The following is a 24,299-nucleotide window of genomic DNA, read 5'->3' on the forward strand; positions in this document are numbered from 1 at the left end:
TCAACTGGAACGACGTCGCCGCCCGCTTCGACCGCGCCCGCACCCAGACCGCCGGCCTGATCGCCTGAGCCGCCTCGCCGAGCGTGCACTTCCCGGGCCAAACCCCCAGGAACAGCCCCGGTAGCTGCACACTCGGCGGTCCGGGGGCGGGCGCCGAGTGTGCAGCTACCGGGGCAAATGTCGAGTGGCGGCGGACATATCTGCACACTCGGCAGGGGTCGGATGCGCTACCGCCAGGTAACCTCTACAGCGATGTCCACGACAGCTGAAGAGTCCCCGGCCGCCGCCGTGCAGCCGCAGCCTCTGACCACCCAGACCCGCACCCTCACCGGCTGGGGGCGCACCGCGCCCACCACCGCCGAGGTGCTGTCCACGCCCGACGTCGAGGTGATCGCCAGCGCGGTCGCGCAGGTCGCCGAGCAGAACGAGGGCAAGCCCTCCTACCTGCGGCGCGGTGTCATCGCCCGCGGACTCGGGCGGTCCTACGGCGACCCGGCGCAGAACGCGGGCGGCCTGGTCATCGACATGAATGCGCTCAACCGCATTCATCGCATCGACCGCGACACCCACCTGGTGGACGTCGACGCCGGGGTGAACCTGGACCAGCTCATGAAGGCCGCCCTGCCGTTCGGCCTGTGGGTCCCGGTGCTGCCGGGCACCCGCCAGGTCACGATCGGCGGGGCCATCGGCTCCGACATCCACGGCAAGAACCACCACAGCGCCGGCAGCTTCGGCAACCACGTCGTGTCGCTGGACCTGCTGACCGCCGACGGCAAGGTCCGCACGCTCACCCCCAAGGGCGGGCGAACCGATCCCAAGGCCGCGCTGTTCTGGGCGACGGTCGGCGGCATGGGCCTGACCGGCATCATCCTGCGCGCCACCATCAAGATGACGCCCACCGAGACGGCGTACTTCATCGCCGACGGCGACGTCACCAACAGCCTCGACGAGACCATCGCGCTGCACAGCGACGGCAGCGAGGCCAACTACGAGTACTCCAGCGCGTGGTTCGACGCGATCTCCGCGCCGCCGAAGCTGGGTCGCGCCGCGGTCTCCCGTGGCTCGCTCGCGAAGCTCGATCAGCTTCCGGCCAAGCTGCAGAAGAACCCGCTCGCGTTCGACGCGCCGACGCTGATGACGTTCCCGGACATCTTCCCGAACGGTCTGGCCAACAAGTTCAACTTCTCCGCGATCGGCGAACTCTGGTTCCGCAAGGCGGGCACGTACCGCGGCAAGGTCCAGAATCTGACGCAGTTCTATCACCCGCTCGACATGTTCGGTGAGTGGAACCGCGCGTACGGATCCAACGGATTCCTGCAGTACCAGTTCGTGGTTCCGCCGGAGGCCGTCGAGGAGTTCAAGAAGATCATCGTCGACATCCAGCGCAGCGGTCACTACTCGTTCCTGAACGTGTTCAAGCTGTTCGGCGAGGGCAACCAGGCGCCGCTGAGCTTCCCGATGTCCGGTTGGAACATCTGCGTCGACTTCCGCATCAAGCCGGGCCTGAACGAGTTCGTCACCGAACTCGACAAGCGGGTCCTCGAATTCGGCGGACGCCTCTACACGGCCAAGGACTCGCGCACCACCGCGGAGACCTTCCACGCGATGTACCCACGCATCGACGAGTGGATCGCGACGCGCCGGAAGTACGACCCCACAGGCGTTTTCGCCTCCGACATGTCCAGAAGGCTTGAATTGTGATCAATGCAGTAGGAAACCCGCAGACCATCCTTCTCCTCGGTGGCACCTCCGAGATCGGCCTGGCCATCTGTGAGGAGTACCTGACGAAGGCGCCGCTGCGCGTGATCCTGGCAACGCTCCCGGGCGATCCCGGCAGCGACGCCGCGGTCAAGCAGCTCGAGGCGAAGGGCGCCACCTCGGTGGAGGTCATCGACTTCGACGCCCTGGACACCGAGTCGCACCCGAAGGTGATCGACGCGGCCTGGTCCAAGGGTGACGTCGACGTCGCGATCGTCGCCTTCGGACTGGACGGCGATTCCGAGGAGCTGTGGCAGAACCAGCGCAAGGCCGTCATGGTCGCGGGCGTCAACTACACCGCGGCCGTCTCGGTCGGTGTTCTCCTCGGCGAGAAGATGAAGGCGCAGGGCTTCGGCAAGATCATCGCGATGTCGTCGGTCGCGGGCGAGCGCGTCAAGCGTGCCAACTTCATGTACGGCTCGACCAAGGCGGGCCTGGACGGGTTCTACCTGGGGCTCGGCGAGGCGCTTGCCGAGTTCGGACCGAAGGTCACCGTGGTTCGGCCGGGCATGGTGCGCACCAAGTTCAGCGCCCACGTCAAGGAAGCTCCGCTGACGGTCAACAAGGACGACGTCGCGAAGCTCGCCGTTGCGGCATCGGACAAGGGCAAGGAAATCGTCTGGGCCCCGGGCCCGTTCCGCTTCGTGATGATGATCCTGCGGCACGTTCCGCGCTCGATCTTCCGCAAGCTGCCGGTCTAGGACTCGCGACCGCACCGCACCACGAGTCGGCCCCACCACAGCGCACTGGGGTGGGGCCGACTCGTCGGTTCAGGCGACCACTGAGGTCAGGCCACCGCCTTGGGCGCCGCCGGGGCGGGCCGCACATCGCCCATCCCCGGCTCGACCCGCTGCCACTCGCCACTGCTCTTGCAGGTCTGGTAGGTGCCGTCCGGGTGATAGACCTTGCTACCGACGCTGTAATCCTTACCGTTGTAGACGCATACGGTCGTCTGTGTCCCGTCGGGGGCGGTGCGGATCTCGGCCTGGGCGACCGAGGCCGTGGCACCGGCCAATCCTGCGGCGACGATGAACGAGGCGGCGAGCGTCTTGGCGGTTCGAGAGGTCATGTGTGGCCTTTCCTTTGGGTCGGTCCGGGTGGACTACAACAAATATGGGGGCGCGCGGCCTGCACGAATAGGCACCCAAGGAGGCCGATCCGGCCACCCCGGGCCCCGGTGCGCCCGGCAATCCGCGGCGCTCGCATCCGGGTCCGCCGCCGTTCACTAAGCTCGGTGTTCGTGACCGACGCTCCCGCAGCTCCGATCCCCGACACCGCACCGAGCACGTCCGCGGCCCGCAGGGACCCCCTGCGGCGCGCGCTGTCCACCGCAGGCGAGATGGCGCTGGCCGCGGTCGTCGCGGCCGCGGTGGCCGCGGTCGGACTGCTCGCCTTCTCCCTCGTGGACTGGCCTGCGTTCAACGCCTCCAACGTCACCCGCGCGCTGACCACCGTCGGCCAGGTCGTCGCGCTGGCGGCCCTGGCACTGTCGGTGTGGCTGCTGCGGGCGCGCCGCGCGGTGCCCGCGGCGAAGCTGCTGTCCTGGGCGGCGCTGTCCGGCTTCGTCACCGTCACCCTCGGGATGCCGCTGGCCGCGACGAGGCTGTACCTGTTCGGGGTGTCGGTGGACCAGGAGTTCCGCACCGAGTTCCTCACCCGGATGACGGACACCGCGGCGCTGAAGGACATGACCTACGCGGACCTGCCCTCGTTCTACCCGGCCGGCTGGTTCTGGGTCGGCGGGCGGCTGGCGAACCTGCTCGGCATGGACGGCTGGGAGGTCTTCAAGCCGTACGCGATCGCGTCCCTCGCGGTGGCCTCCGTTGTGTCACTGGTGTTGTGGTCCAAGCTCATCCGCGACCATGTCGCGGTGCTCGTCGCGTCGGCCGTGACCGCGATCGCGGTGGCCTACGCCTCGCCCGAGGCGTACAGCGCGGTGCTCGTCGTGCTGCTGCCGCCGGTCCTGGTGCTGGCCTGGGGCGGGCTGTACCGACCGCGTCGGACCGGTACCGACGGCTGGGGCGCGATCGTCGGGACCGGGATCTTCCTCGGCATCGCCGCCACCTTCTACACCCTCTACCTGGGCTGGGCGGCGTTCGCCGTGACGCTGATGGCGCTGGCCTCGGCGGCGCTGGCGGTACGTGCGCAGGGATCCTGGCGTGCCGCGCTGGACCCCGCGGTGCGGTTGGCCGTCATCGCGGCGATCGCCGGACTGCTGGCGCTGGTGGTCTGGCTGCCCTACCTGCTCGAGGCCCGCACCGGGGCCACCGCGAGCTCCGGAACCGCGCTGCACTACCTGCCCGACACCGGGGCCCGGCTCCCCCTGCCGATGTTCCACTTCTCGTTGATCGGGGCGCTCTGCCTGCTCGGCACGGTGTGGCTGGTCGGCCGGTTCACCTCCTCGCGGCGCGCGCAGGCACTCGGGATCGGCGTGGTCGCCGTGTACGCGTGGTGGCTGCTCTCGATGGCCGTGACGGCGATCGGCAACACCCTGCTGTCGTTCCGCCTCGAACCTGTGCTGCTGGTACTGCTCGGCGCCGCAGGCGTTTTCGGATTTCTCGACTTCGCGCGCTGGACGTTCCTGGCGACCAGCGAGAACCCCCGGGTCCGGGCCGGGATCGTCGCGATCGGCGCGCTCGGCGCGGTGGCGTTCGTGCAGAACATCCCGCAGGTGCTCGCGACGGAGATCACCACCGCGTACACCGACACCGACGGCAACGGCGAACGGGCCGACAAGCGCCCGCCCGGCGCCGCCTCGTACTACGACGAGGTCGACGCGGCCATCGCCGCGCAGCGACCGGGGCCGCGTTCGGACACCGTGGTGCTCACCGCCGACACCGGTTTCCTCAGCTTCTACCCGTACTTCGGCTTCCAGGGACTGACCTCGCACTACGCGAACCCGTTGGCGCAGTTCGACCGGCGCGCCGCCGCGATCGCCGACTGGACCGAAGCCGAGAGCCCCGACGCGCTGATCCGTGCCATGGACGAAAGCCCCTGGCGCGCACCGGATGTGTTCGTCTTCCGGAAGGGAACCGACGGCTACACCCTGCGCCTGGCGGAGGACGTGTACCCCAACGACCCGAACGTGCGACGCTACACGGTGGCCTTCCCCCAGACGCTGTTCGACGACCCGCGGTTCACGACCACGGAGGTCGGTCCGTTCGTCGTCGTCACGCGCGTCGGCTGAACACGACTGTCCCCCACGCCCGTTGGGCGCGGGGGACGGATTCGGGCGGGTCAGCCGCGGACGAACGGCATGATCGCGCGCACCCGCGAATCACGAAGGTACAGGCCACCCCACACCAGGATGCCGAAGTAGATCGGCGCCAGGGTGGTACTGAGGATCGGCTGCTCGGTGAGTAGGTTCGTGCCCACCGCCCCGCCCAGGTATCCGGTGAGCAGGACCGCGCCGAGGATCGAGGTGAGCGGCACGACGTAGAAGGCGAGGCAGATCAGCAGCACGACACCGAACACCCTGTTCAGGCTCGGATCGAACCCGAGATCTTCCATCGCGGTGCGCACCTGCTCGACGTTCGCGATGTGGGTGAGCGAGTCGAAGAGGAAGAACACGACGGCCAACCCGCTCAGGACCAGGCCAGTGATCCGCGCCCGGCGCGAGGGGGCGGCGTTGGTGGCGGCGGGAGCGGTGGTCGTGGTGTAGGACGTGGTGGTCATGGCGGGCTCCGATGCTCGATTGCTTCGTGCACGGCGCGCGAAGCGGTTGCCATATAGACCGGCGCCGACCGCGAAACTCATCGCGCGGGTGGAAATTACCCGCCGAACCAGGCCATAGCGTCGAGGCGAAAGCCCTGACCTGCGGTGACGGTGCGCAGGGCGGACTCGAGCGCGCGCAGCTGGTTGGCGGCGCACACTTTCTGACAGCGTCGCACCCATGCTGGCCGCTCAACGCGTGTGCGTTCCTGTCACAAGGTGTGCACGAAGGCGTGATCGTCTGGGATGGCGCGGAGCAGCCCATTTGCTGAAACGCCCACGCATCAACGCCAGTGTTGTCATCATTGATGACAACACTGGCGACTCATTGGGGAGTACACGATGGTCAATGTCGGTTCGCGCCGAACGGTCCGATTGACGCCCGAGGTGATCGTGGACGCCGCCGTTCGGATCGCCGCGCGGGGCCGCCCGGACGGCCTGACCGGGCGCGCGCTCGGCGAGGAGCTCGGGGTCGACCGGTCGGCGGTGTGGCGGCACTTCGCCGACAAGGATGCGCTCCTGCGGGCCGTCGGCGACCGGCTGCTGACCATGGCCCATGAACGCGTCCCCTCCGGGCTCGGTCCGAAGCAGCGGATGGAACACCTCGCCGGTGCGGTGGTCGCGGTGTTCACCGAACATCCCCATGTCGGCGCCGCCGTGGCGCCGCGCACCACCCGCGGCCCCGGCGAGTTCGCCCTCGTCGAGATGATGCTCGCCGCGCTGGACGAGCTGGGGCTGGAGCCGGCGGACGTGGTCCGCTATCAACGGATGCTGGCCGAGTCCGTGCTGTCCTACGCGGGGATGCGGGCCGGCTACGCGGTGCTGCCGGACAAGCTACGCGCCGGCGACGAACGCGCCTGGGCCAGCGAGTACGTCGGCGCGGACCCGGCGCGGTACCCCGCGATCGCCGCACACGCCCCCGCGCTCTCGGAGCTGAGCCCGGACCTGGTGCTCGACACCCTGATCGAGGCGTTCTGGACGGCCGTCGACGCCAGGGCCCGCACCGCCCCCGGCCGCGAGCCCGCGGACTGACCGCACCCCCACGGCCGCACCGACCCGCCCACCGCACCGATTTCGAGGATCTCCCGCGCATGATCGAGCCCACGTCCACCGAGCCCACCACCACCGAACCCGCAGACGCCGAATCCACCTCGGCCCCAACCGCACCCGCCCGTTCCCGCTCCCGGTTGCGCACGGCCGCGATCGTCGTCCCGGTGGTCGCGGCGACCGTGGTGGCGACAACCTATGCAGCGACGGCCGCCCTCGACATCCCGACGCCCCCGACCCTGGCCCGGCTGCTGACGGACGCACCGTCGAAGCAGGGTGAGCTGTATCCGGCACGTGCGGTGGCGGCCTCGCCCGATCCCGCTCCGCTGCCGGTGAACCCGATTCCGCTACCCGAGACGGTGCCGTGGAAGGGCGAGCAGATCCCGGTCGCGCAGTTCCTCGAGTCCACCCACACCAACGCCTTCCTGGTGCTGCGCGACGGCGCGCTCACCCACGAGTGGTACCGCGACGGCGTCGAGCCGACGACGCGGCTGTCGTCGTGGTCGATGGCCAAGTCGGTTGTCTCGCTGCTGATCGGGCGGGCGATCGACGCGGGCAAGCTCCGCGAGGACGACCGGCTCGTCGACATCCTGCCGGAGCTGACCACCGGCGGCGAGTACGACACCGTGACCGTGCGGCACCTGCTGGACATGACCGCGGGCGTCGATGTGTCCGAGAACTACAACCCGTACTGGCCGCTGACCGGCACGGCCCGGATGTACCTGACCCAGGACCTCGACGAGTTCGTCGCCGACCACCGCGAGGTCACATTCACCCCGGGCAGCGAGGGTGACTACCGGAGCGTCGAGACCCAGCTCCTGGGACAGGTGCTGGCGCGGGTCGAGGGCAGGCCGCTGACCGAGCTGCTCGAGCGGGACCTGTGGGCCCCGATCGGCGCCGAGGACGGGGCCACCTGGAACCTCGACCGGGACGGCGGCCAGGAGAAGGCGTTCTGCTGCATCAACGCCACCGCCCGCGACTACGCCAAGATCGGCCAGCTCGTCCTCGACGGCGGGCGCGCGGGTGGCACCCAGGTCGTCCCGCCCGCATGGATCGAACGCATCAGCGCCCCTGCGCCGCACCAGGTCTCGGGGTCGAACTGGGGCTACGCCGCGCAGTGGTGGCACCCCACCCCCGACAGCCCGGACCTGTCCGCGCTCGGCGTCTACGGCCAGTACACCTACGTAGACCCGGCCACCCGCACCGTCATCGTCAAGCTCAGCGACCACGGCACCGAGCAGGACGAGGAGGCGACCTTCGAGGTGCTCCGGGCCGTCGCGGGCAGCTAGGCGCGCCAATCCCGGCCGAGCAGGGCCAGCGACGGAACCAGCCGTGGTCGTGGCGTGCGGTACGCACGAAGGTTCCTGCCTCCGCACCGATAGGCTGCTGCCCGTGCCGTCGATGACCCGAGAACGCCTGATGGACGCCGCCCTGCGCCTGTTCGCCGCCCAGGGCGTCGCGGCCACCACGGTGACGGCGATCGAGGATGCCGCGGGCCTGGCGGCCGGACGTGGCGGCTTCTACCGGCACTTCCGGTCCAAGGACGACATCCTCGATGCCGGGCTCGACCGCGAGCTCGCCCGGCTGCGGGCGATCCGTCCGGTGCGCCTGCCGGCACCGGACGGTGCCGACGGCCCCACGGGCCTGACCTCCCGGATCCTCGACGACCTCGGCTACCTGCGCGAGGCGCGGACGCTGATCGCCCTGCTCCTGCGCGAACGTGATTCCACCCCGGCACTCGTCCAGCGCGTCGGCGGCGTGCTCGTCGAGGCCGGGGCGGCCGGCGGCGCGCTCGACCTCGCCGAACTGGCCGGGATCGGCGATGCCGCCGACGATCCCGAGGCCGCGGCGGTGGTGAGCATGTGCGCCACCATCGGCTACTTCCTGACCACGGACTTCTTCCAGGAGATGCCGGCCCATGTCGGTCCGGAGCGCTTCGCCCGGACACTCGCGACGCTACTGGCCGCGCCCGACGCCGACTGACCTCCTCCCCGCGTTGCGATTTCACCCCTCGCGGGATGTAAGAGACCCCTTGCGTGATGTAAGAGACACCTTGCATACTTCTGAACGTGCGTCCAATTCGTGAAGTTCGCAACATTCGGGAGGGAATACAGAAATGACCACCACCACTCGCCGCCTGGTCGCCACCGCCGCGGCCGCGGCCTGCCTGTTCGGCCTCGGCACCGGCGTCGCGTCCGCCCAGCTGCCCGACTTCGGATCCTCGGGCGGGGTCCCGACGACGTCCGAGACCGACCCCGTCGTCCTCGTCGACAGCTTCGGCGGCATCGGCAAGGGCCGGCTGGTCAAGCAGATCATGTCCTCGCCCGCGGTGAGCCAGGGCGGCACCATCAAGTTCCGCGTGATGGTGCAGTACGTCGCAGGCAGCAACACCCGCGTCGAGCTGGTCCGCGACGCGGTGCCGGCGGCGCTGCAGCTGGTCAAGGTGGAGCGGCCCGTGGACGGCGCACTCGGCACGTCGATGAAGACCATCGAGGCGAACGCGTACGAGCAGACCACCTACAACGGCATCGACTACACCACCGTGTCCTGGAAGGAGGGCGGCTTCCTCGGGATGTTCCAGGACAACCCCGAGATCACCCCTGGCCACCCGGTTTTCGTCGACTTCACCTACAAGGTGCCGGCCGACATGGCCACCGGCGAGCACAAGCACGGCGCCGAGGCCCGCATCAACACGCTGATCAACCCCGAGGTCAAGAACGGCACCGGCGCCCAGCCGTTCACCGTGTCCGAGGCCACCCGCCCGTTCGGTAGCTGACCGTGAGGGTGTGGCTTCGCCGGCGCCGGTGAAGCCACACCTCAGCCCGCGTCGCGCCCGAGGAACGCCAGTAGCAGCGTCCCCGGGTGCGACCCCGGGGCGACGTGAACCGGCGCCGAGAATCGCGCCGGCCGGTCCGCATCGCTGACGAAAAGCGTTGCACAGGTGAGCAGTTCCTCGGCAAGGTCCGGCGGGATCGGCCGGTCTCGCCCGCACGCCCTGGCGACGTCCCACCCGTGCACGGCGATCTCCAACGCACCGGCGGCGGGCACGATACCCGCGGCCATCGAGACGCCACCGATCAGAATCCCCTCCGGATCGCCCGAGCGTGCCCACGACCCGAGCAGTCGGCAGGCGCGATCACACAGCGCCGCAACGGGATCGGCTCCGGGGTCCGGCCCCACTGCGGCGGGTGCCAGCACGATGTGCCGGTCCAGGGCCGCCTCCTGCAGCGTACCGAGGGCATCATTCATGTGCGCCAACAGTTCCCGCAGATCCCAACCGCGGCAGGGCGTGGCCCTGCCCATCGATTCCTCCGTCACGAGCTGCAGGCTGCCCAGCGTGTAGGCGATCGAACGCTCCAGCAGCGCGACCGGGTCGGCCAACGGCCACGCGAGCGCGGCGCCGGTCATGACCCGACCGGCAGCGTCTCGGGCAGTCCGAACTTGCCGAACAGCGACACGTCGAAGAACACGGTCACGTGGCCGATACCGGACGGCCCCAGCGAGACCACCTGCAACTGGAAGGCGGAGTACCCACCGTCGGGCCCCCGCATGTACATCGCGAACGCCGGCTGCCCGTTCGACACCGTGGGGATCAGCTTCATGTCCCCCGGACCCTTTGCGGGACAGTTGTTCTCGATCAGGGTGCGGATCGCGTCGGGACCCTGGTACCAGCCGACGAAGGGCGGCATCTCCCAGACGGCGTCCTGGGTGAACAGCTCCTTGAGCGCGGCCATGTCGTACGTCTCGAAGGCCGCCATGTACCGGTCCAGCAGCTCGCGCTGATCCGGCGCGACCGGCTCCACGACGGCGTCCTCGGCGGGCGAGGCCTGATCGATCTGCGCGCGGGCCCGTTGCAGCGCGCTGTTCACCGCCGCCGTGCTGATGCCGAGCAGTTCCGCGACCTCCGCGGCCGGCCAGGCCAGCACCTCGCGCAGGATCAGCACCGCCCGCTGCTTCGGGGGCAGGAACTGCAGCGCGGCGATCAGCGCCAGCCGGATGCTCTCGCGGGAGGTGGCGACCACCGCGGGGTCACTCGCGGCGGTGCCGAGCAGGGCGTCCGGGATCGGCTCGAGCCAGGGCACCTCGCCCTGCTCGACGAGCTCGCCGGCCGGGTCCGAGCTCGGCGCGCCGAGGCCGGTGGGCAGCGGGCGCTTGCCCTTGCTCTCCAGCGCGGTCAGGCAGGTGGTCGTCGCGATCCGGTACAGCCAGGTACGCAGCGACGAACGGCCCTCGAACTTCTCGTAGGCGCGCCACGCCTTCAGGTACACCTCCTGCACCAGGTCCTCGGCGTCGTGCACCGAACCGGACATCCGGTAACAGTGCGCCAACAGCTCCCGCCGGTACGGCTCCGCCAGCGGAGCAAAGTCCTCCTGAACCGCGCCCTCTGTCATCGATTCCCACCCTTCGTCGAATGCCTTCCCGAGTACAGACCGGCGGCGAGGGGAAAACTCATCGGTGTCGCTCGATGAATCTTCATGGCCCGCCCCTTCTGTACAGAGGACCACGATCAGGTGAGGGAGGAAAGCCCGGCGCGAGTTCGTCGATGATGTCCAGGAAGGGGCCGACCAAGGGGTTCTCACCCGCAGCGGGCCACATCAGGCCGTAGTCGATGGTCGGGGCGTCGCGAAACGGCACGAAGACCATCCCCGGCCGGGCGTGGAACAGCTCGGCGCGGGCGGAAACCGTGCTGACGCCGACGCCGGACGCGACATAGACCAGGACTTCCTGCCAGAAGTTCGGCGCGGGCCCCTGGGAGATCGGACGGCCCGAGGGGGTCCGGCGGGGGAAGTATCGGTCCATCCAATAGCGGGGAACCTTGGCGTCGTCGATGGTGACCAGCACCGTATCGGCAAGGTCTTCGAGCGAGACGCTTTCCCTGCGGGCGAACGGGTGGCCTGCGGGGACCATCAGCGACCGCGGTTCCGCGAACACCCGTCGCCCCGTGGTGATGTCCGGTTCGTCGATGGGGAACTCGGTGATCTGCACGTCGACCGTGCCGGCGCGCATGCCGCCGAGGGGGTCGCAGAGCTGGATCTCCTGGATCTCGACGTCGCAGTCCGGATACCGCATGCGGAACAGATCGGCGGCCCGCACCACCAGGTTTCCGCACCACGGTGCGGACCAGCCGACCCGCACCACGCCCTTGGTCCGCACGCCGCGGCCGGTTGCGATCGCCTCGGCGAGCCCGACGCTGATCTGCTCGTACGCGGGCAGTAGGCGGTCGCGGAGCCGCCTGCCCACGTCGGTCAACGTCACGCTGCGGCTGTTGCGTTCGAACAGCTGCGCACCGACGCGGCGCTCCAGCTTCCTGATGGTCTGGCTGATCCGGCTCGTCGTCACGTGCAGGCGCTCAGCGGTGCGGCCGAAGTGCAGTTCCTCGGCCAGCGTGAGGAATGCCTCGAGCTCCAGTCGTTCCAGCATGCCCCACTCCTGTTCGTGTAGCCCCGCTGAACGGAGCGTGCCGATTTCCGATCTTGTTGCCGATTCACCGATCCAGAACGCTGATGTGACAGCGAATCGCATCCCGGATCCCCCACTCGATCAAGGAGCAGCATTTACATGCGCAAGATCATCAACTCGACGTACATCTCCCTCGACGGCGATATCGAGCAGCTCGACCAGTGGTCCTTCGACTACTGGAGCGACGACCTGGAGCGGTACGCGCACAAGCTGCTGTTCGCCGCCGATGCGCTGCTGATGGGCCGCGAGACGTACGCGAACTTCGAGCCCGCATGGAGTGAGCGCGCAGGCACCGACGCGTTCGCCGACCGCATGAACAGCATCGACAAGTACGTCGTCTCCTCGACCCTGGCGGGAGGCGCCTGGGGTGACACCACCGTCATCCCCCAGGACAAGGCCGTCGCCGAGATCACCGAACTCAAGGCGCGGCCTGGCGGCGACATCCTCATGTACGGCTTCGGGCCGGTCGCCAAGACCCTGCTCGAGCACGGCCTGCTGGACGAGGTCCACTTCTGGGTGCACCCGGTGATCGCCGGCGGCGGAACCCTTGCCGCCGACGGCTTCCGGGGCAGGCTCGAGCACACCCACACCGAACTCATGGACACCGGCGTCGTGGTCCTCACGTACGCGCCTGCCGTCACGTCGTCGTAGCCCCCGCGCCCCGCACCTCGGGCCCGCCGGCTCCTGCTGCTCGGCGGCACGGCCGGCGCGCAGCTCGAGGTGCGAGCCGGTGAACCCGGCCCGCATGCGGCGGTCGTGTGTGACAACCACCAGGGCGCCCCGGTAATCCGCCAGCGCCCGTTCCAGCTCCTCGACGAGGGCGGGCGCGAGGTGGTTGGTGGGTTCGTCCAGCAGCAACAGGTCGACCGGTTCGCTCACCAGCCGGGCCAGCTCGATCCGGCGCCGCTGCCCGTACGAGAGGTCCCCCACGCGTAGGCGCAGATCGGCCGGGCTGAACAGGCCCAGCGAGAGCAGCGTCTCCGCGTGCTCGTCCGGATCGCCGTCCCGGTCATGCGCGAATGCCTGCACGACGGTGAGCCCGGGCGGCCACGGGAACTGCTCCTGGCGCAGATGTCCGACCCGCTCAGGGATGTGCACCGAGCCACCGTCGGGTCGGAGCTCGCCAGCGAGGACGCGCATCAGGCTGGTCTTGCCGGCGCCGGTGGGGCCGGTCACCAGCAGCCGCTCGCCGGGCCGGATCCGCAGGAAGGGGATGTGGAGCCGGTCCTCGACGTGCACGTCGGTGAGCTGGGCCGCCACCGCGGCTCCGCGGCCCGCGGTCGTCACGCGCGCGGAGAGGACCAGCGGGTCGGGCGGTGGTGTGACGGGGTCGCCCGTCAGTCGCTCGACCCGCTGCTTCGCGTTGCGGACCCGGACCATCGCGCCGTGCCCGCGACCGCGCGCGCGAAACCCGCCGTGGCCGAAGACGCTCAACGGCAGCTTGCGGGGAATCCCTTCCAGCCGCGCCACATTGGCTTCGGCGAGCTGTCGGTTTCGGGCGAGTTCGGCACACCAGTCCTCGTACTCCTGCAGCCGCCGTCGGCGCTCCGCCGCTTTGGCGGTGAGATAGCCGTCGTAGCCGTTCCCGTAGCGGGACACCCGGCCGGAATCGACCTCCAGGATCGTGGTCGTGAGCCGTTCCAGGAACATCCGGTCGTGACTGACCACGATCACCGTGCCGTTGTGCCCGCGCAGGAACGCTTCCAACCAGCCGACCGCGTGGTCGTCCAGGTCGTTGGTCGGCTCGTCCAGGAGCAGCAGCTCCGGTTGCGCTGCGAGCGTGGTGGCCAGCGCCAGGCGGGACCGCTCACCCCCGGACAAGGTGTCCAACCTCCTGCCGAAGTCCAGATTCGGCAGGCCGAGTCCGTGCAGCGCGATGCCCACCCGGGTGTCGGCCTCGTAGCCGCCGCGCGCCTCGTACCGCTCGATCAGTCTGGCGTAGGCCGCATACGCTGGGCCGCCGGTTCCGGGGTCGGTTTCCCCCTTGGCCAGGTCGGCTTCGGCCTGGCGCATCCGTGATTCGAGCTCGCGCAGGTCGGCCAGGGCCAGGTCGACCACGTCCTGCACGGTGGCCTCGGGCGGAAGCCGCAGGGCCTGGGCCAGGTAGCCAGTACCGCCCGGTGCGGTCACGGTCATCTCGCCGTTGTCGACGCGCTCGTCGCCGGCGATGAGCCTGAGGAGCGTGGACTTGCCCGAGCCGTTGTCTCCGATGACGCCGACCTTCTCGCCCGGCCCGACAGTGAAGGAGACCCGGTCGAGTATGACACGGTCCCCGTAGCGCTTGGTGATGTCGCGGAGGGCGAGTTGTGAAGTGCGCATGGAGCTTTTCCCCTGTTCCCGGCCAGGCCGATCGGAGCGGTTCGAAGACGTATCCGGATGCACCGCGCGGTGCGGAATCCGGCGAGACCGGGGAGGGAGCGTCGAGCGTCCTATGGGATGTCTCCTTCTCTACATGCAGCGCTACGAGGACCTATCTAGACGAGACGGTTCGTCTTGTCTGGTGCTCACGCACTATGCCATCAGTGGCGAACGAAGTCAAGACGAACCGTCTCGTCTTGCTACTTGCTGTCGCGCGGCGGTGGCGCGAACGATGCGCCGCCGAGGAGAGCAGCCGATGCAACCTCCGCGGGGGCCAACGGATTCGTTGCGCTGCAGCGGCTCTCAGGCCGCGGTGAGGATCAGCGGCCCGTCCGCGGTGATGGCGACGGTGTGCTCGCTGTGCGCCGCGCGGGTGCCGTCGAGGGTGCGCAGCGTCCACCCGTCCGGGTCGTGCCGGTAGTCGTCGGTGCCGCCGCGGATCAGCATCGGCTCGAGCGCGAGCACCAGGCCGGGGCGCAGCTTCATCCCCCGGCCGGGCCGTCCCTCGTTCGGCACGTCCGGCTCCTCGTGCATGGCGCGGCCGATGCCGTGGCCGCCGTGATCGGCGAGCACCCCGCGGCCCCTGCTCCTGGCGAAAGTGCCGATGGCATCGGCGATGTCGCCGATCCGGTTCCCCACCCGCGCGGCCTCGATGCCCCGCGCGAGGGCCGCCTCGGTATCCGCGATCAGGCTCAGGTCCTCGGGGTCGGCCGCGCCGACCACGAAGCTGATCGCCGAATCACCGCACCACCCGTCGAGAAACGCTCCGCAGTCCAGGCTCACCAGATCGCCGTCGGCGAGCCGGTAGTCGGTCGGGATGCCGTGCACGATGGCGTCGTTGACGCTGGCGCACACCACGCCCGGGAACGGGGACGGCGCCCAAGCGGGGTGGTAGTCGAGGAAGGCCGGGCTGGCGCCCGCCTCCCGGATCACCGCCGCCGCGGCCGCGTCCAGCTCGCGCAGGCTCACCCCGACCGCGGCCGTCGCCCGCGCCGCCGCGAGGGCCTGCGCCACCACCCGTCCGGCCGCCCGCATCGAGCGCACCTCGCCCTCGGTCTTGATCTCGACCATGCCCACTCCACCTCCGGTTACGAATAACTATACCGGTATTACTATAGGACCATGGTGCGCGTGCCGCTGACGGCGGAGGAACTCGAACGGGGCCGACGACTCGGTGAGCTGCTGCGCGGAGCCCGCGGCGAGGCCAGCATGGTCGAGGTCGCGATGGACGCGGGCATCTCCGTGGAGACGCTGCGCAAGATCGAGACCGGACGGATCGCGACGCCCGCGTTCTTCACCGTCGCCGCCCTCGCCCAGGTGCTCGGGCTGTCTCTGGACCTGGTCGCCGAGGCGCTGGCCGATCCCCCTCCGGGCCGCGAGGCGGCCTCGTAGCGTGAGCGGCCCATGATCGAACGGCGCACGCGTCCGGTTCGTGCAGCGGTGACCATCGTCGTCGCGATCGCGGCGGCCGCGCTCCTGACGATGGCGCTGGCCAAGGAGATTCGACGTCCCGACAACGCCCACTGCCTGCCGGTCGAGCAGAGCATCGTCGACGCAATCGCGAGTCGTTCGACCGCGCGGCCGATCGCCCCCACCGCGGCTGTTGCTGTACGGGATCCGTGGATCGCGGCCACGGCCTCGGTCCCCTTCGCCAACTACTATGCCGTCGCGATGCGGTTCACCACGGCGGATGGCGAAACCGCGTACGGCGTCTGGGGTTTGGGCACGGACGCGGCCCGGTCGCAGGACGGGTCGGCCGTCGGGTTCGGCAGTGGCCGTAGCGGACTCGTCGGTGTGGACGACGCGGCGCGAATATGGACCGACTGGCCGCCGGGCACCGACATGCCCTTCGCGGCGGAGGGCACGTCGGTGGTCCGCGCAAAGCAATGTCTGGACCTCGTCGATCGGTGAGGTGCCGGCCCGGGTCGTGACCGACCCGGTCCCGAACCTCGCCACCGGAACGGTGCAGGTCGCTGTCATTCAGGTGGATGACAGTGGATCGAGTCGCCCGCTCCGGCCGATCGGCCGCCATCTATTGTCCTGTCAACGTTGCGGCATGGGCAACGGATGGGTGTGCGTTGAAAGTTCTCTGGAATGGGAGCATTTCGGGCATGCCAGGACAGCCAACGAGAAAGCGCAAATGACCAGCACACGAATCAATCGGAATCGCTGTCGAACCCTCCCCCGGCTTCTTTTCGTGATGACCGCAGCCGTCGGACTCACTGCGTCGATGGTCGGCCAGAGCAACGCCGCACCGGTTGGCGTTGCCAACCCTCCGGGCGGAACTGTATACGCTTGGGGAACAAGCGACTACGGGCAAACTGCGGTACCCAAAGCCCTCGCCAACAAGACCGTCACCGCCGTCGCGACAGGCAGCAACCACTCCATGGCGCTCACCGATGAGGGCGCCGTGCACGTCTGGCCGACATATGACGTTCCAGGCGGGGATCCAAGCGCCCCACCTCAGGAGCTCAGCGGCAAGACAGTCAAGGCCATCGCCGCCGGCAACGTCCTCGGCGACTACTTCCTGGCTCTGACCGATGATGGTGTCATCCACGCGTGGGGATCCAACGCCCAAGGTGCAACCGATATCCCAGATGTGCTGACCAGCAAGAAGGTAACCGCGATCACCGCGTACGGGATGCGATGGGCAGCGCTGACCGAGGATGGCTCGGTACACGTGTGGCACCCCTACAGCTACATGCGCGCCACCCCGAATGAACTCAAAGGCAAGACGGTCACCGCGATCGCAGCGAACACGTGGGAATGGACGGTTCTCACCGACGATGGCGACGTGTACTCCTGGACCGGCAACGGCACTCCTTCCAGCAGCCCACCGGCTATGGCTGACAAGGCCGTCACCGCGATCGCAGCAGCCGACCGCTACAACTTGGCCCTCACCGATGACGGCGCCGTCCACGGCTGGGGGTTGAACAACTTCGGGCAGACGGACGTACCGGAAGAACTCACCGGCAAAACCGTTACAGCCATCGCCGCCGGCACCGAACACGCCATGGCGCTGACCAGCGACGGAGCCCTTCACACGTGGGGCAGCAACAGTCACGGGCAGACCGACACACCGCAAGAACTCACCGGCAAGGCGGTCACCGCCATCGCCGCCGGCTGGCGCTACTCAATGGCAATCGCGAAGAACACCACCGTCGGACCCGGTAACCCCACGGATCCAGTCGACCCCACCGATCCAACTGACCCCGGAAACCCCACCAACCCTGGTAATGGCGACCCCAGCGAACCTGGAAACCCGCCCTCACCGCCAAGCGCGGGCGCAGGGTCGCTTGATTCGGCATTCGCAAGCTGACAAACAATCCATGCAACTCGAGGCAGTGCCAGCGGGATCTCCCGTTGGCACTGCCTCTTTGGAGATGTCAGCCGCCCACCCTCCGACGGCGAGGGGTCGCGGCCAGGAATCCTCCGCCCGGGGTGTCCAGCGATCGCCCATCTTCGCGCCTATCCGGGAAGGCCGGTCAACCTTCCGATGAGTTTGTGCGTGCTGGGGAGTCTGTACTTCCATCACCATCATCGAGAGTGTGGGAGCACAGAGTGAGTCAGCTACTGCGAGTCCAGAACTTCAACGTTTCGAGTGACGGAATCGGCGCCGGGGAAAACCAGAGCTTCGAGAGCCCGTTTGGCCTCGACCCCGGGGCCATGTTCGCGTGGGGCGGCGCCACGGCCAGCTGGCCCACCCGCACCGACCCCGGGGGCAGCCGTGGCCTCGACGACTACTTCACGAGAGATTTCGCTCGGAACATCGGCGCCGAGATCATGGGACGCAACAAGTTCGGGTACCAGCGCGGCCCCTGGGAGGATCTCGAATGGCGTGGGTGGTGGGGCGACGAGCCTCCGTTCCGCACCCCGGTATTCGTCATGACCCACCACAAGCGTCCCTCGTTCACGCTCTCCGACACCACGTTCCATTTCGTCGACGGCGACCCGGCCACGATCCTCGAGCAGGCGCGCGAGGCAGCGCAGGGCAAGGACGTCCGACTCGGCGGCGGAGTCACCACCATCAAGCAGTTCCTCGACGCCGACCTCGTCGACACCATGCACGTGGCGGTCTCCCCGATAACGTTCGGATCCGGACTCCGGCTCTGGGAGTCACCGGAAGAACTGCGCGACCGGTTCCACCTCGAGATCGTGCCCAGCCCGAGTGGTGTGGCCCACCACCTGTTCTGGCGGAAATGACCCGAGGAACCGCGCAAGGACACACAAACGCGGACAGCATCTGACCGGATTCGATGACAACGTCGCGGGCATGACCACGAGAGAGCTCATCCAATCCAATGCCGACCTGGACAACGGCTACGGCAGCGTGAACGCCTTCGCGGCGGTGAAAGGCCATGGCGGCGCACGGGCGTTCATTCGTTTCCTCACCGAGGTGCTCGACGGCCGGGAAACCGAGGAAGCGCACAGCGTGGACACTGACGGGTTGCTGATCCACGCGGAGGTCCGGATCGGGGACTCGTGCCTGATGGTCGTCGACTCCAAGCCGGACTGGGCGTTCACCCCCGCCCTGCTCCAGGTGAACGTCACCGACTGCGACGAGGTACTGCGACGCGCCGGCGAGAGGGGCGCCCGGGTGGTCACCTCGACCACGCCGTTCTACGGGGGCAGCTCCCTCGCCCGGTTCGTCGATCCCTGGCACAACGTGTGGTGGCTGTTCGGCCTTGCGAGGCGATGCGCACCCTTTCACCGCCGACGGCCCTGGGTGTGACAACGGTCCGACGGTGAGTACGGTGGCCGGGGCCAAGGGCTCGGCACTCCGTCGGCCCGACGACGGACAGGAACATGAATGCCCCAGGTGCCGGTATTGGCGGACCCCGCGAGGACCTCGACCACATCGAGCTCCGCGCGCGCCGTCGTCGGGCGCCTGCGGGGGTACTGGACCGGAGCCGACCTGGCCGCCGCGCTGGCGTTCACCGCGATGGCGGTGGTGGTGCTCGTCCGCCAGTGGCGCTCCCCCACCGTCGGCTACCTGATCGGCAGCGGCCAGGACCAGCGGATGTGGGAGTGGTTCTTCGCGGTCGCGGCGCATTCGGTCACCCGGCTGGAGAACCCACTCGGCACGGTCCTGCAGAACTACCCGCACGGCGTGAACCTGATGGCCAACACGGCCATGTTCGGCGTCAGCATCCCGCTCGCGCCCGTCACGCTGCTGTTCGGCCCGACCGCCACCTGGACGCTGGTGCTGACCGCGGGCCTCGCCGGGACCGCCTTCGCCTGGTACTGGCTGCTGTCCCGGTATGCGGTGCGGTCGAGGGCCGCGGCGGCGGTCGGCGGCGCGTTCTGCGGATTCGCGCCGGGGATGATCTCGCACGCCAACGGTCACCCGAACTTCGTGGCGCTGGCGCTGCTGCCGTTGATCCTCGGCTGCGTGATCCGGCTCAGCCGCGGCGCGGGCATCCGGGCCACGGTCACCCTCGGCCTCCTCGTCGCCGCGCAGATCCTCCTCGGCGAGGAGCCGCTGCTCATCTGCGCCATGTCCTTCGCCGTGTTCACGGTGGCGTACTTCGCCTTCCGTCCTCGACTCTTCCGCGCCGCGGTGCGGTCCGCGTGGCGGCCGCTGCTGCTCGCGGCGGCGATCGCGCTGGCGATCACCGCGATCCCGTTGTGGTGGCAGTTCTTCGGGCCGCAGAGCTACCGGGTCATCGACCACGGGGCGATGGGCAACGATCTCAAGGCGCTGCTGCAGTTCCCGGCGCAGTCGCTCGGGGGGATCACCAACCCCGGACAGGACGTCTCGATCGGCGCCACCGAGGAGAACGCCTACTTCGGCTGGCCCCTGCTGGCCCTCGTCGCCGCGGCATCGGCCTGGTTGTGGCGCGTACCGCTCGCGCGGGCCGCGGCGGTGACCGTGCTCGTGATGGGCGTGCTCTCGCTCGGCTCCGAGCTGACGATCGGTCGGAACCGGACCGGGATCACGTTGCCGTGGGCATGGTTCGAGCACGTCCCGCTGCTCGAGTCGGTGCTCGAGACCAGGTTCGCGATGGGCGCGGTTCCCGCGATCGCGCTGCTGCTGGCGATGGCGACGGACCGTGCCGTCCGCGAGCGGGCGACGCTGGTGCCCTGGTGCATCTGCCTGGTGTTCGCCCTGCTGCCGCTGACCCCGATGCCGCTCCCCGCGGTCGACCGCAAGCCCGCCCCCGAGTTCTTCACCGACGGGACCTGGCGCGGGTACGTCGCCGACGGCTCCATCGTGACGGTCCCGCTCCCGCGGCCCGAGGATGCGCGCGCGCTGTCCTGGCAGGCCCGCGCCGATTTCGGCTTCCCGCTCGCCGGCGGCTACTTCGTCGGACCGGCCGGTGCCGCCAAGAAGGCCAAGTACGGTCCCGACGACCGCCCGACGGCCCTGCTGCTGGCCGAGGTGAACAAGACCGGCGCGGCGCCGACGATCACCGATGAGCTGCGCGCGCAGGCGGCCGCCGACCTGAGGTTCTGGCGGGCCGACGTGGTGGTGCTCCCACCGGGCCGGAACAGCCAGGCGCTCCGGGACACGGTCAGCGAGCTGCTCCGCGACAGCGGGCACGCCGCCGACGACGTCTGGGTCTGGGACGTGCGCTCTCTGGTCGCCGCGGGGCGCTGACCCGGGCGCCGTCCCATACGATCGGACCTTGTGTCCGACGCGCCTGAATCCCCGCCAGCCGACCGAACCTCACTGCGCACCGCCCGCCTGATCGCGGTCGTCGCGGGCCTGGCCGGGCTGCTGCTGGCCGTCCTCACCCCGCTGCTGCCGGTCACGCAGACGACCGCCAGCGTGTCCTGGCCGCAGAACGGCGCCCTGACCAGCGTGTCCGCGCCGCTGATCAGCTACGAGCCGCTGAACATCAGCGCGCACATCCCCTGCCCGGTGGCGACCCAGCTGCCGCCCGACGGGCAGGTCCTGCTCTCCACCGCCCCGAAGGAAGCGGCCGACGCCGAACTCGACGGCCTCACCGTCAAGGTGAGCGGCGATCCCGCGGCGGGCGACACCGGCCGTGAGGTGCAGGTGATCCTCCGCAACAGCGTGCTGGTCTCCGCGCCGCTGTCCGACGTCGCCGCGGGCTGCTCGGCGATCACCGTGTTCTCCGACGCCGATCACACCACCGCCACCTTCGCCGGGCTCACGAACGAAGCGGGCCAGCCGCTGAGCGTCGACGTCCCGGGCGACCTGCGCCCGCAGATGGTCGGGATCTTCAGTGACCTGCAGGGCACCGCCACAAACGCCACAGGGGGCACCGCCCCCGCCGGCCTCGAGGTGCGCGCGGACATCGACTCCCGGTTCTCCTCCAGCCCGACGCCGTTCAAACTGGTCGCGATGATCGTCGGGGCGCTGGCCACGCTGATCGCGCTGATCGCGCTGCACCGCCTCGACTGCACCGACGGCCGCGCCGCGCGCCGCTTCCTGCCCCGGCACTGGTTGCGCTTCACCGGCATCGACGCCCTGGTGGTCGGCACCCTCGCGCTGTGGCACTTCATCGGGGCGAACACCTCCGACGACGGCTACCTGCTGAACATGGCCCGGGTGTCGGAGAACGCCGGCTACATGGCCAACTACTTCCGCTGGTTCGGCGTCCCCGAGGCGCCGTTCGGCTGGTACTACGACGTGCTGGTGGCGATGGCGAAGATCGGCACCGCCAGCACCTGGATGCGGCTGCCCGCGCTGATCGCCGGGATCCTGTGCTGGATGGTGATCAGCCGCGAGGTGATCCCGCGCCTCGGGAACGCGGTGCGCCACAACCGGATCGCGATCTGGACCGGCGCGCTCGTCTTCCTCGCGTTCTGGCTGCCCTACAACAACGGCCTGCGCCCCGAACCGATCATCGCCCTTGGCGCGCTCCTGACCTGGTGCTCGATCGAACGCGCGATCGCCACCGGCCGGCTGCTGCCCGCCGCGGTCGGCGTGTTCATCGCGGCGTTCTCGCTGGCGGCCGGGCCGACCGGCGTGATCGCCGTCGCGGCGCTGATCGTCGGCGCCCGGCCGCTCGTGGCGATCCTGGTCCGCCGGGCCCGCGAGGTGGGATGGCTGCCCCTGCTGGCGCCGATCGCCGCCGCCGGCACCGTGGTGCTGGCGGTGGTCTTCGCCGACCAGACCCTCGCGACCGTGCTCGAGGCGACCCGGGTCCGCACCCTGGTCGGCCCGAACGTGAAGTGGTTCGACGAGTACCACCGCTACGACGCGCTGATGAACGTCTCGCCCGACGGCTCGCTGGCCCGCCGGTTCGGCGTGTTCACGATGATCCTGTGCCTGGTCGTGTGCGCGATGATCATGCTGCGACGCGGCGGGAAGATCCCGGGCGCCGCCGCCGGGCCGTCCCGGCGCATCCTCGGCATCGTGTTCGGCTCGCTGGTGCTGATGATGTTCACCCCCACCAAGTGGACGCACCACTTCGGTGTCTACGCGGGCCTGGCCGGCTCGATCGCCGCGCTGACCGCCGTCGCGGTCGCCGCGGCCACCCTCCGCTCGCGGCGCAACCGCACGCTGTTCGCGGCGGGCGTGCTGTTCCTGCTCGCGCTGGCCTTCACCGGCTCGAACGGATGGTGGTACGTCTCCAGCTACGGCGTGCCGTGGTGGGACAAGCCGCCGTCCATCGGCGGCAACGCCTTCTCCACCGCGCTGCTCGGGCTCGCGGTGCTGACCCTGCTGGTGGCGGGCTGGCAGCACCTGCGCGCCCCCTATCGGCCGGCGGAAGAGCGGACGCCGCCGCGCGGGCTGCGCGCGCTGCTCGGTTCGCCGCTCACGCTTGCGGCGGCGTTCGTGGTGCTCTTCGAGGTGCTGTCCCTCGCGAAGGCCGCGGTCGCGCAGTACCCGGCCTACTCGGTGGCCCGCTCGAACGTCGAGACCCTCGCGGGCAACACCTGCGCGCTGGCCGACGACGTGCTGATCGAGTCGGACGCGAACGCCGGGATGCTCACCCCGGTGCGCCCGGCGGAGAACCCGCTCGGGGCGGACGCCGACACCGGCTTCACCCCCAACGGGGTGCCCGTCGACCTGACGGCCGACGAGGAGACCAAGGCGGCGGGCGGTGCGAACACCACCGACAGCGACGCCACCACCACCACGTCCGGCACCGCGGCCGGCACCGGCGGGGGCACCGGGGTCGTCGGCGTCAACGGCAGCTCCGTCGCCCTGCCATTCGGCCTCGACCCGGCCCGGACGCCCGTGCTCGGCAGCTACCAGAGCGGGGAGCAGACCACCGCGCAGCTCACCTCCGGGTGGTACCGGCTGCCGGAGCCCGGCTCCGCCGGCACATCGGCTCAGCGGAGCGACGCGGCCCCGATCCTCGCGGTCACCGCCGCGGGCCGGATCCGGTCCGTCGACGCCGACGGCATCGTCACCTACGGCCAGGATCTGGTCGTCGAGTACGGCACCCCGGCCGCCGACGGCACGATCGAGCCGCGCGGCAGCCTGCTGCCGATCGACATCGGCCCGTCGCCGTCGTGGCGGAACCTGCGCGTCCCGATGGCCGACATCCCCGCGGACGCGACCGCCGTGCGGCTGGTCGCGAACGACCACGACCTCTCCCAGAAGCAGTGGCTGGCCGTCACGCCGCCGCGGGTGCCGCAACTGCGGACGCTGAACGACGTGGTCGGCTCCAGCGCACCGGTACTGCTGGACTGGTCCGTCGGTCTGTCCTTCCCCTGCCAGCGGCCGTTCGGCCATGAGTACGGGGTCGCCGAGGCACCCGAGTACCGGATCCTGCCGGACCGGGTCGGTGCCGACGCGACGAACGGCTGGCAGGACAGCCTCGGCGGCGGACCGCTCGGCTGGACCGACCTGCTGCTCACCGCGCAGACCATGCCCAGCTACCTCGACCACGACTGGGACCGGGACTGGGGGTCGCTGGAGCGGTTCACACCCCTCGACGAATCCGCGGTGCCCGCCCGGGTGGACACCGCAACCGTCACCCGATCCGGGCTGTGGACCCCGGGCCCGATCCCGGCCCGATGACGGCGGCACGGATCACGAA

21 protein-coding genes and 1 pseudogene are annotated in these 24,299 nt (G+C 69.7%); 15 read left to right on the forward strand and 7 right to left on the reverse strand.

Going from position 1 to position 24,299, the window contains the following annotated elements:
- The first annotated feature begins 252 nt into the window (after positions 1-252).
- The gene (locus ACFQS9_RS21235) at positions 253-1,701 is read left to right on the forward strand and encodes an FAD-binding protein (protein ID WP_378408347.1); all 1,449 of its coding nucleotides are present in this window, start codon (positions 253-255) and stop codon (positions 1,699-1,701) included.
- Complete coding sequence (locus tag ACFQS9_RS21240) at positions 1,698-2,459, forward strand: decaprenylphospho-beta-D-erythro-pentofuranosid-2-ulose 2-reductase (protein WP_378408349.1); 762 nt, start codon at positions 1,698-1,700, stop codon at positions 2,457-2,459. Before ACFQS9_RS21235 ends, ACFQS9_RS21240 begins: the two co-directional genes overlap by 4 nt.
- Positions 2,460-2,545: 86 nt before the next feature.
- Here ACFQS9_RS21240 and ACFQS9_RS21245 read toward each other — a convergent pair whose 3' ends face one another.
- The gene (locus ACFQS9_RS21245) at positions 2,546-2,827 is read right to left on the reverse strand and encodes a hypothetical protein (RefSeq protein WP_378408351.1); all 282 of its coding nucleotides are present in this window, start codon (positions 2,825-2,827) and stop codon (positions 2,546-2,548) included.
- A 270-nt stretch (positions 2,828-3,097) separates the two neighbouring features.
- On the opposite strand from ACFQS9_RS21245, the gene ACFQS9_RS21250 reads away from it, so the two are divergent.
- The gene (locus tag ACFQS9_RS21250) at positions 3,098-4,945 is read left to right on the forward strand and encodes a galactan 5-O-arabinofuranosyltransferase (RefSeq protein WP_378408475.1); all 1,848 of its coding nucleotides are present in this window, start codon (positions 3,098-3,100) and stop codon (positions 4,943-4,945) included.
- 50 nt (positions 4,946-4,995) lie between these two features.
- On the opposite strand, the gene ACFQS9_RS21255 is transcribed toward ACFQS9_RS21250, so the two are convergent.
- Positions 4,996-5,433, reverse strand: coding sequence for a DoxX family protein (locus tag ACFQS9_RS21255; protein ID WP_378408353.1), 438 nt, complete (start codon positions 5,431-5,433; stop codon positions 4,996-4,998).
- Positions 5,434-5,811: 378 nt separating this feature from the next.
- Between ACFQS9_RS21255 and ACFQS9_RS21260 the strand changes: the two genes are divergently transcribed.
- The 4 genes from ACFQS9_RS21260 to ACFQS9_RS21275 all read left to right on the forward strand — a co-directional run bounded on the left by ACFQS9_RS21260 (position 5,812) and on the right by ACFQS9_RS21275 (position 9,292).
- A complete protein-coding gene (locus ACFQS9_RS21260) occupies positions 5,812-6,501 on the forward strand; it encodes a TetR/AcrR family transcriptional regulator (RefSeq protein ID WP_378408355.1) in 690 nt (229 codons plus the stop codon).
- A gap of 59 nt (positions 6,502-6,560) precedes the next feature.
- Positions 6,561-7,805, forward strand: a complete 1,245-nt coding sequence (locus ACFQS9_RS21265) for a serine hydrolase domain-containing protein (protein ID WP_378408357.1) — start codon at positions 6,561-6,563, stop codon at positions 7,803-7,805.
- Positions 7,806-7,917: 112 nt separating this feature from the next.
- Complete coding sequence (locus tag ACFQS9_RS21270) at positions 7,918-8,499, forward strand: TetR/AcrR family transcriptional regulator (protein WP_378408477.1); 582 nt, start codon at positions 7,918-7,920, stop codon at positions 8,497-8,499.
- 133 nt (positions 8,500-8,632) lie between these two features.
- Positions 8,633-9,292, forward strand: a complete 660-nt coding sequence (locus ACFQS9_RS21275; protein WP_378408359.1) for a hypothetical protein — start codon at positions 8,633-8,635, stop codon at positions 9,290-9,292.
- A gap of 41 nt (positions 9,293-9,333) precedes the next feature.
- On the opposite strand, the gene ACFQS9_RS21280 is transcribed toward ACFQS9_RS21275, so the two are convergent.
- From ACFQS9_RS21280 to ACFQS9_RS21290, 3 genes are all read right to left on the reverse strand, one after another.
- Entirely contained in the window at positions 9,334-9,924 is a 591-nt protein-coding gene (locus tag ACFQS9_RS21280) for a TIGR03086 family metal-binding protein (RefSeq protein ID WP_378408361.1), read from the reverse strand.
- On the reverse strand, positions 9,921-10,907 hold the full coding sequence (locus tag ACFQS9_RS21285; protein WP_378408363.1) for a sigma-70 family RNA polymerase sigma factor: 987 nt from the start codon (positions 10,905-10,907) through the stop codon (positions 9,921-9,923). The genes ACFQS9_RS21280 and ACFQS9_RS21285 overlap by 4 nt, the downstream gene beginning before the upstream one ends.
- Before the next feature lie 82 nt (positions 10,908-10,989).
- Positions 10,990-11,937, reverse strand: coding sequence for a LysR family transcriptional regulator (locus ACFQS9_RS21290; RefSeq protein WP_378408365.1), 948 nt, complete (start codon positions 11,935-11,937; stop codon positions 10,990-10,992).
- Positions 11,938-12,075: 138 nt separating this feature from the next.
- Here ACFQS9_RS21290 and ACFQS9_RS21295 point away from each other — a divergent pair, with 138 nt between their 5' ends.
- Positions 12,076-12,627, forward strand: a complete 552-nt coding sequence (locus ACFQS9_RS21295) for a dihydrofolate reductase family protein (protein WP_378408479.1) — start codon at positions 12,076-12,078, stop codon at positions 12,625-12,627.
- A 39-nt stretch (positions 12,628-12,666) separates the two neighbouring features.
- Here ACFQS9_RS21295 and ACFQS9_RS21300 read toward each other — a convergent pair.
- Positions 12,667-14,295: pseudogene (locus ACFQS9_RS21300) on the reverse strand (TlrC/CarA/OleB/SrmB family ABC-F type ribosomal protection protein); the annotation flags it as partial.
- Between the two features lie 342 nt (positions 14,296-14,637).
- Positions 14,638-15,405, reverse strand: a complete 768-nt coding sequence (map, locus tag ACFQS9_RS21305) for a type I methionyl aminopeptidase (RefSeq protein WP_378408368.1) — start codon at positions 15,403-15,405, stop codon at positions 14,638-14,640.
- Between the two features lie 51 nt (positions 15,406-15,456).
- On the opposite strand from map, the gene ACFQS9_RS21310 reads away from it, so the two are divergent.
- The 7 genes from ACFQS9_RS21310 to ACFQS9_RS21340 all read left to right on the forward strand — a co-directional run bounded on the left by ACFQS9_RS21310 (position 15,457) and on the right by ACFQS9_RS21340 (position 24,280).
- Positions 15,457-15,726, forward strand: coding sequence for a helix-turn-helix domain-containing protein (locus ACFQS9_RS21310; RefSeq protein ID WP_378408370.1), 270 nt, complete (start codon positions 15,457-15,459; stop codon positions 15,724-15,726).
- A gap of 12 nt (positions 15,727-15,738) precedes the next feature.
- Positions 15,739-16,245 carry a hypothetical protein gene (locus ACFQS9_RS21315; protein ID WP_378408372.1) on the forward strand — a complete coding sequence of 169 codons (507 nt, stop codon included), beginning with the start codon at positions 15,739-15,741 and terminating at the stop codon, positions 16,243-16,245.
- A gap of 16 nt (positions 16,246-16,261) precedes the next feature.
- Complete coding sequence (locus ACFQS9_RS21320; protein WP_378408374.1) at positions 16,262-17,653, forward strand: RCC1-like domain-containing protein; 1,392 nt, start codon at positions 16,262-16,264, stop codon at positions 17,651-17,653.
- Between the two features lie 242 nt (positions 17,654-17,895).
- The gene (locus ACFQS9_RS21325) at positions 17,896-18,537 is read left to right on the forward strand and encodes a dihydrofolate reductase family protein (RefSeq protein WP_378408376.1); all 642 of its coding nucleotides are present in this window, start codon (positions 17,896-17,898) and stop codon (positions 18,535-18,537) included.
- A 70-nt stretch (positions 18,538-18,607) separates the two neighbouring features.
- Positions 18,608-19,066, forward strand: coding sequence for a VOC family protein (locus ACFQS9_RS21330; protein ID WP_378408378.1), 459 nt, complete (start codon positions 18,608-18,610; stop codon positions 19,064-19,066).
- Between the two features lie 78 nt (positions 19,067-19,144).
- Entirely contained in the window at positions 19,145-20,935 is a 1,791-nt protein-coding gene (locus tag ACFQS9_RS21335; RefSeq protein WP_378408380.1) for a glycosyl transferase, read from the forward strand.
- 30 nt (positions 20,936-20,965) lie between these two features.
- Positions 20,966-24,280, forward strand: coding sequence for an arabinosyltransferase domain-containing protein (locus tag ACFQS9_RS21340; RefSeq protein WP_378408382.1), 3,315 nt, complete (start codon positions 20,966-20,968; stop codon positions 24,278-24,280).
- Positions 24,281-24,299: the final 19 nt, after the last annotated feature.

It is taken from the genome of Rhodococcus daqingensis (assembly GCF_042665615.1).
Classification (GTDB): domain Bacteria; phylum Actinomycetota; class Actinomycetes; order Mycobacteriales; family Mycobacteriaceae; genus Rhodococcus_G; species Rhodococcus_G daqingensis.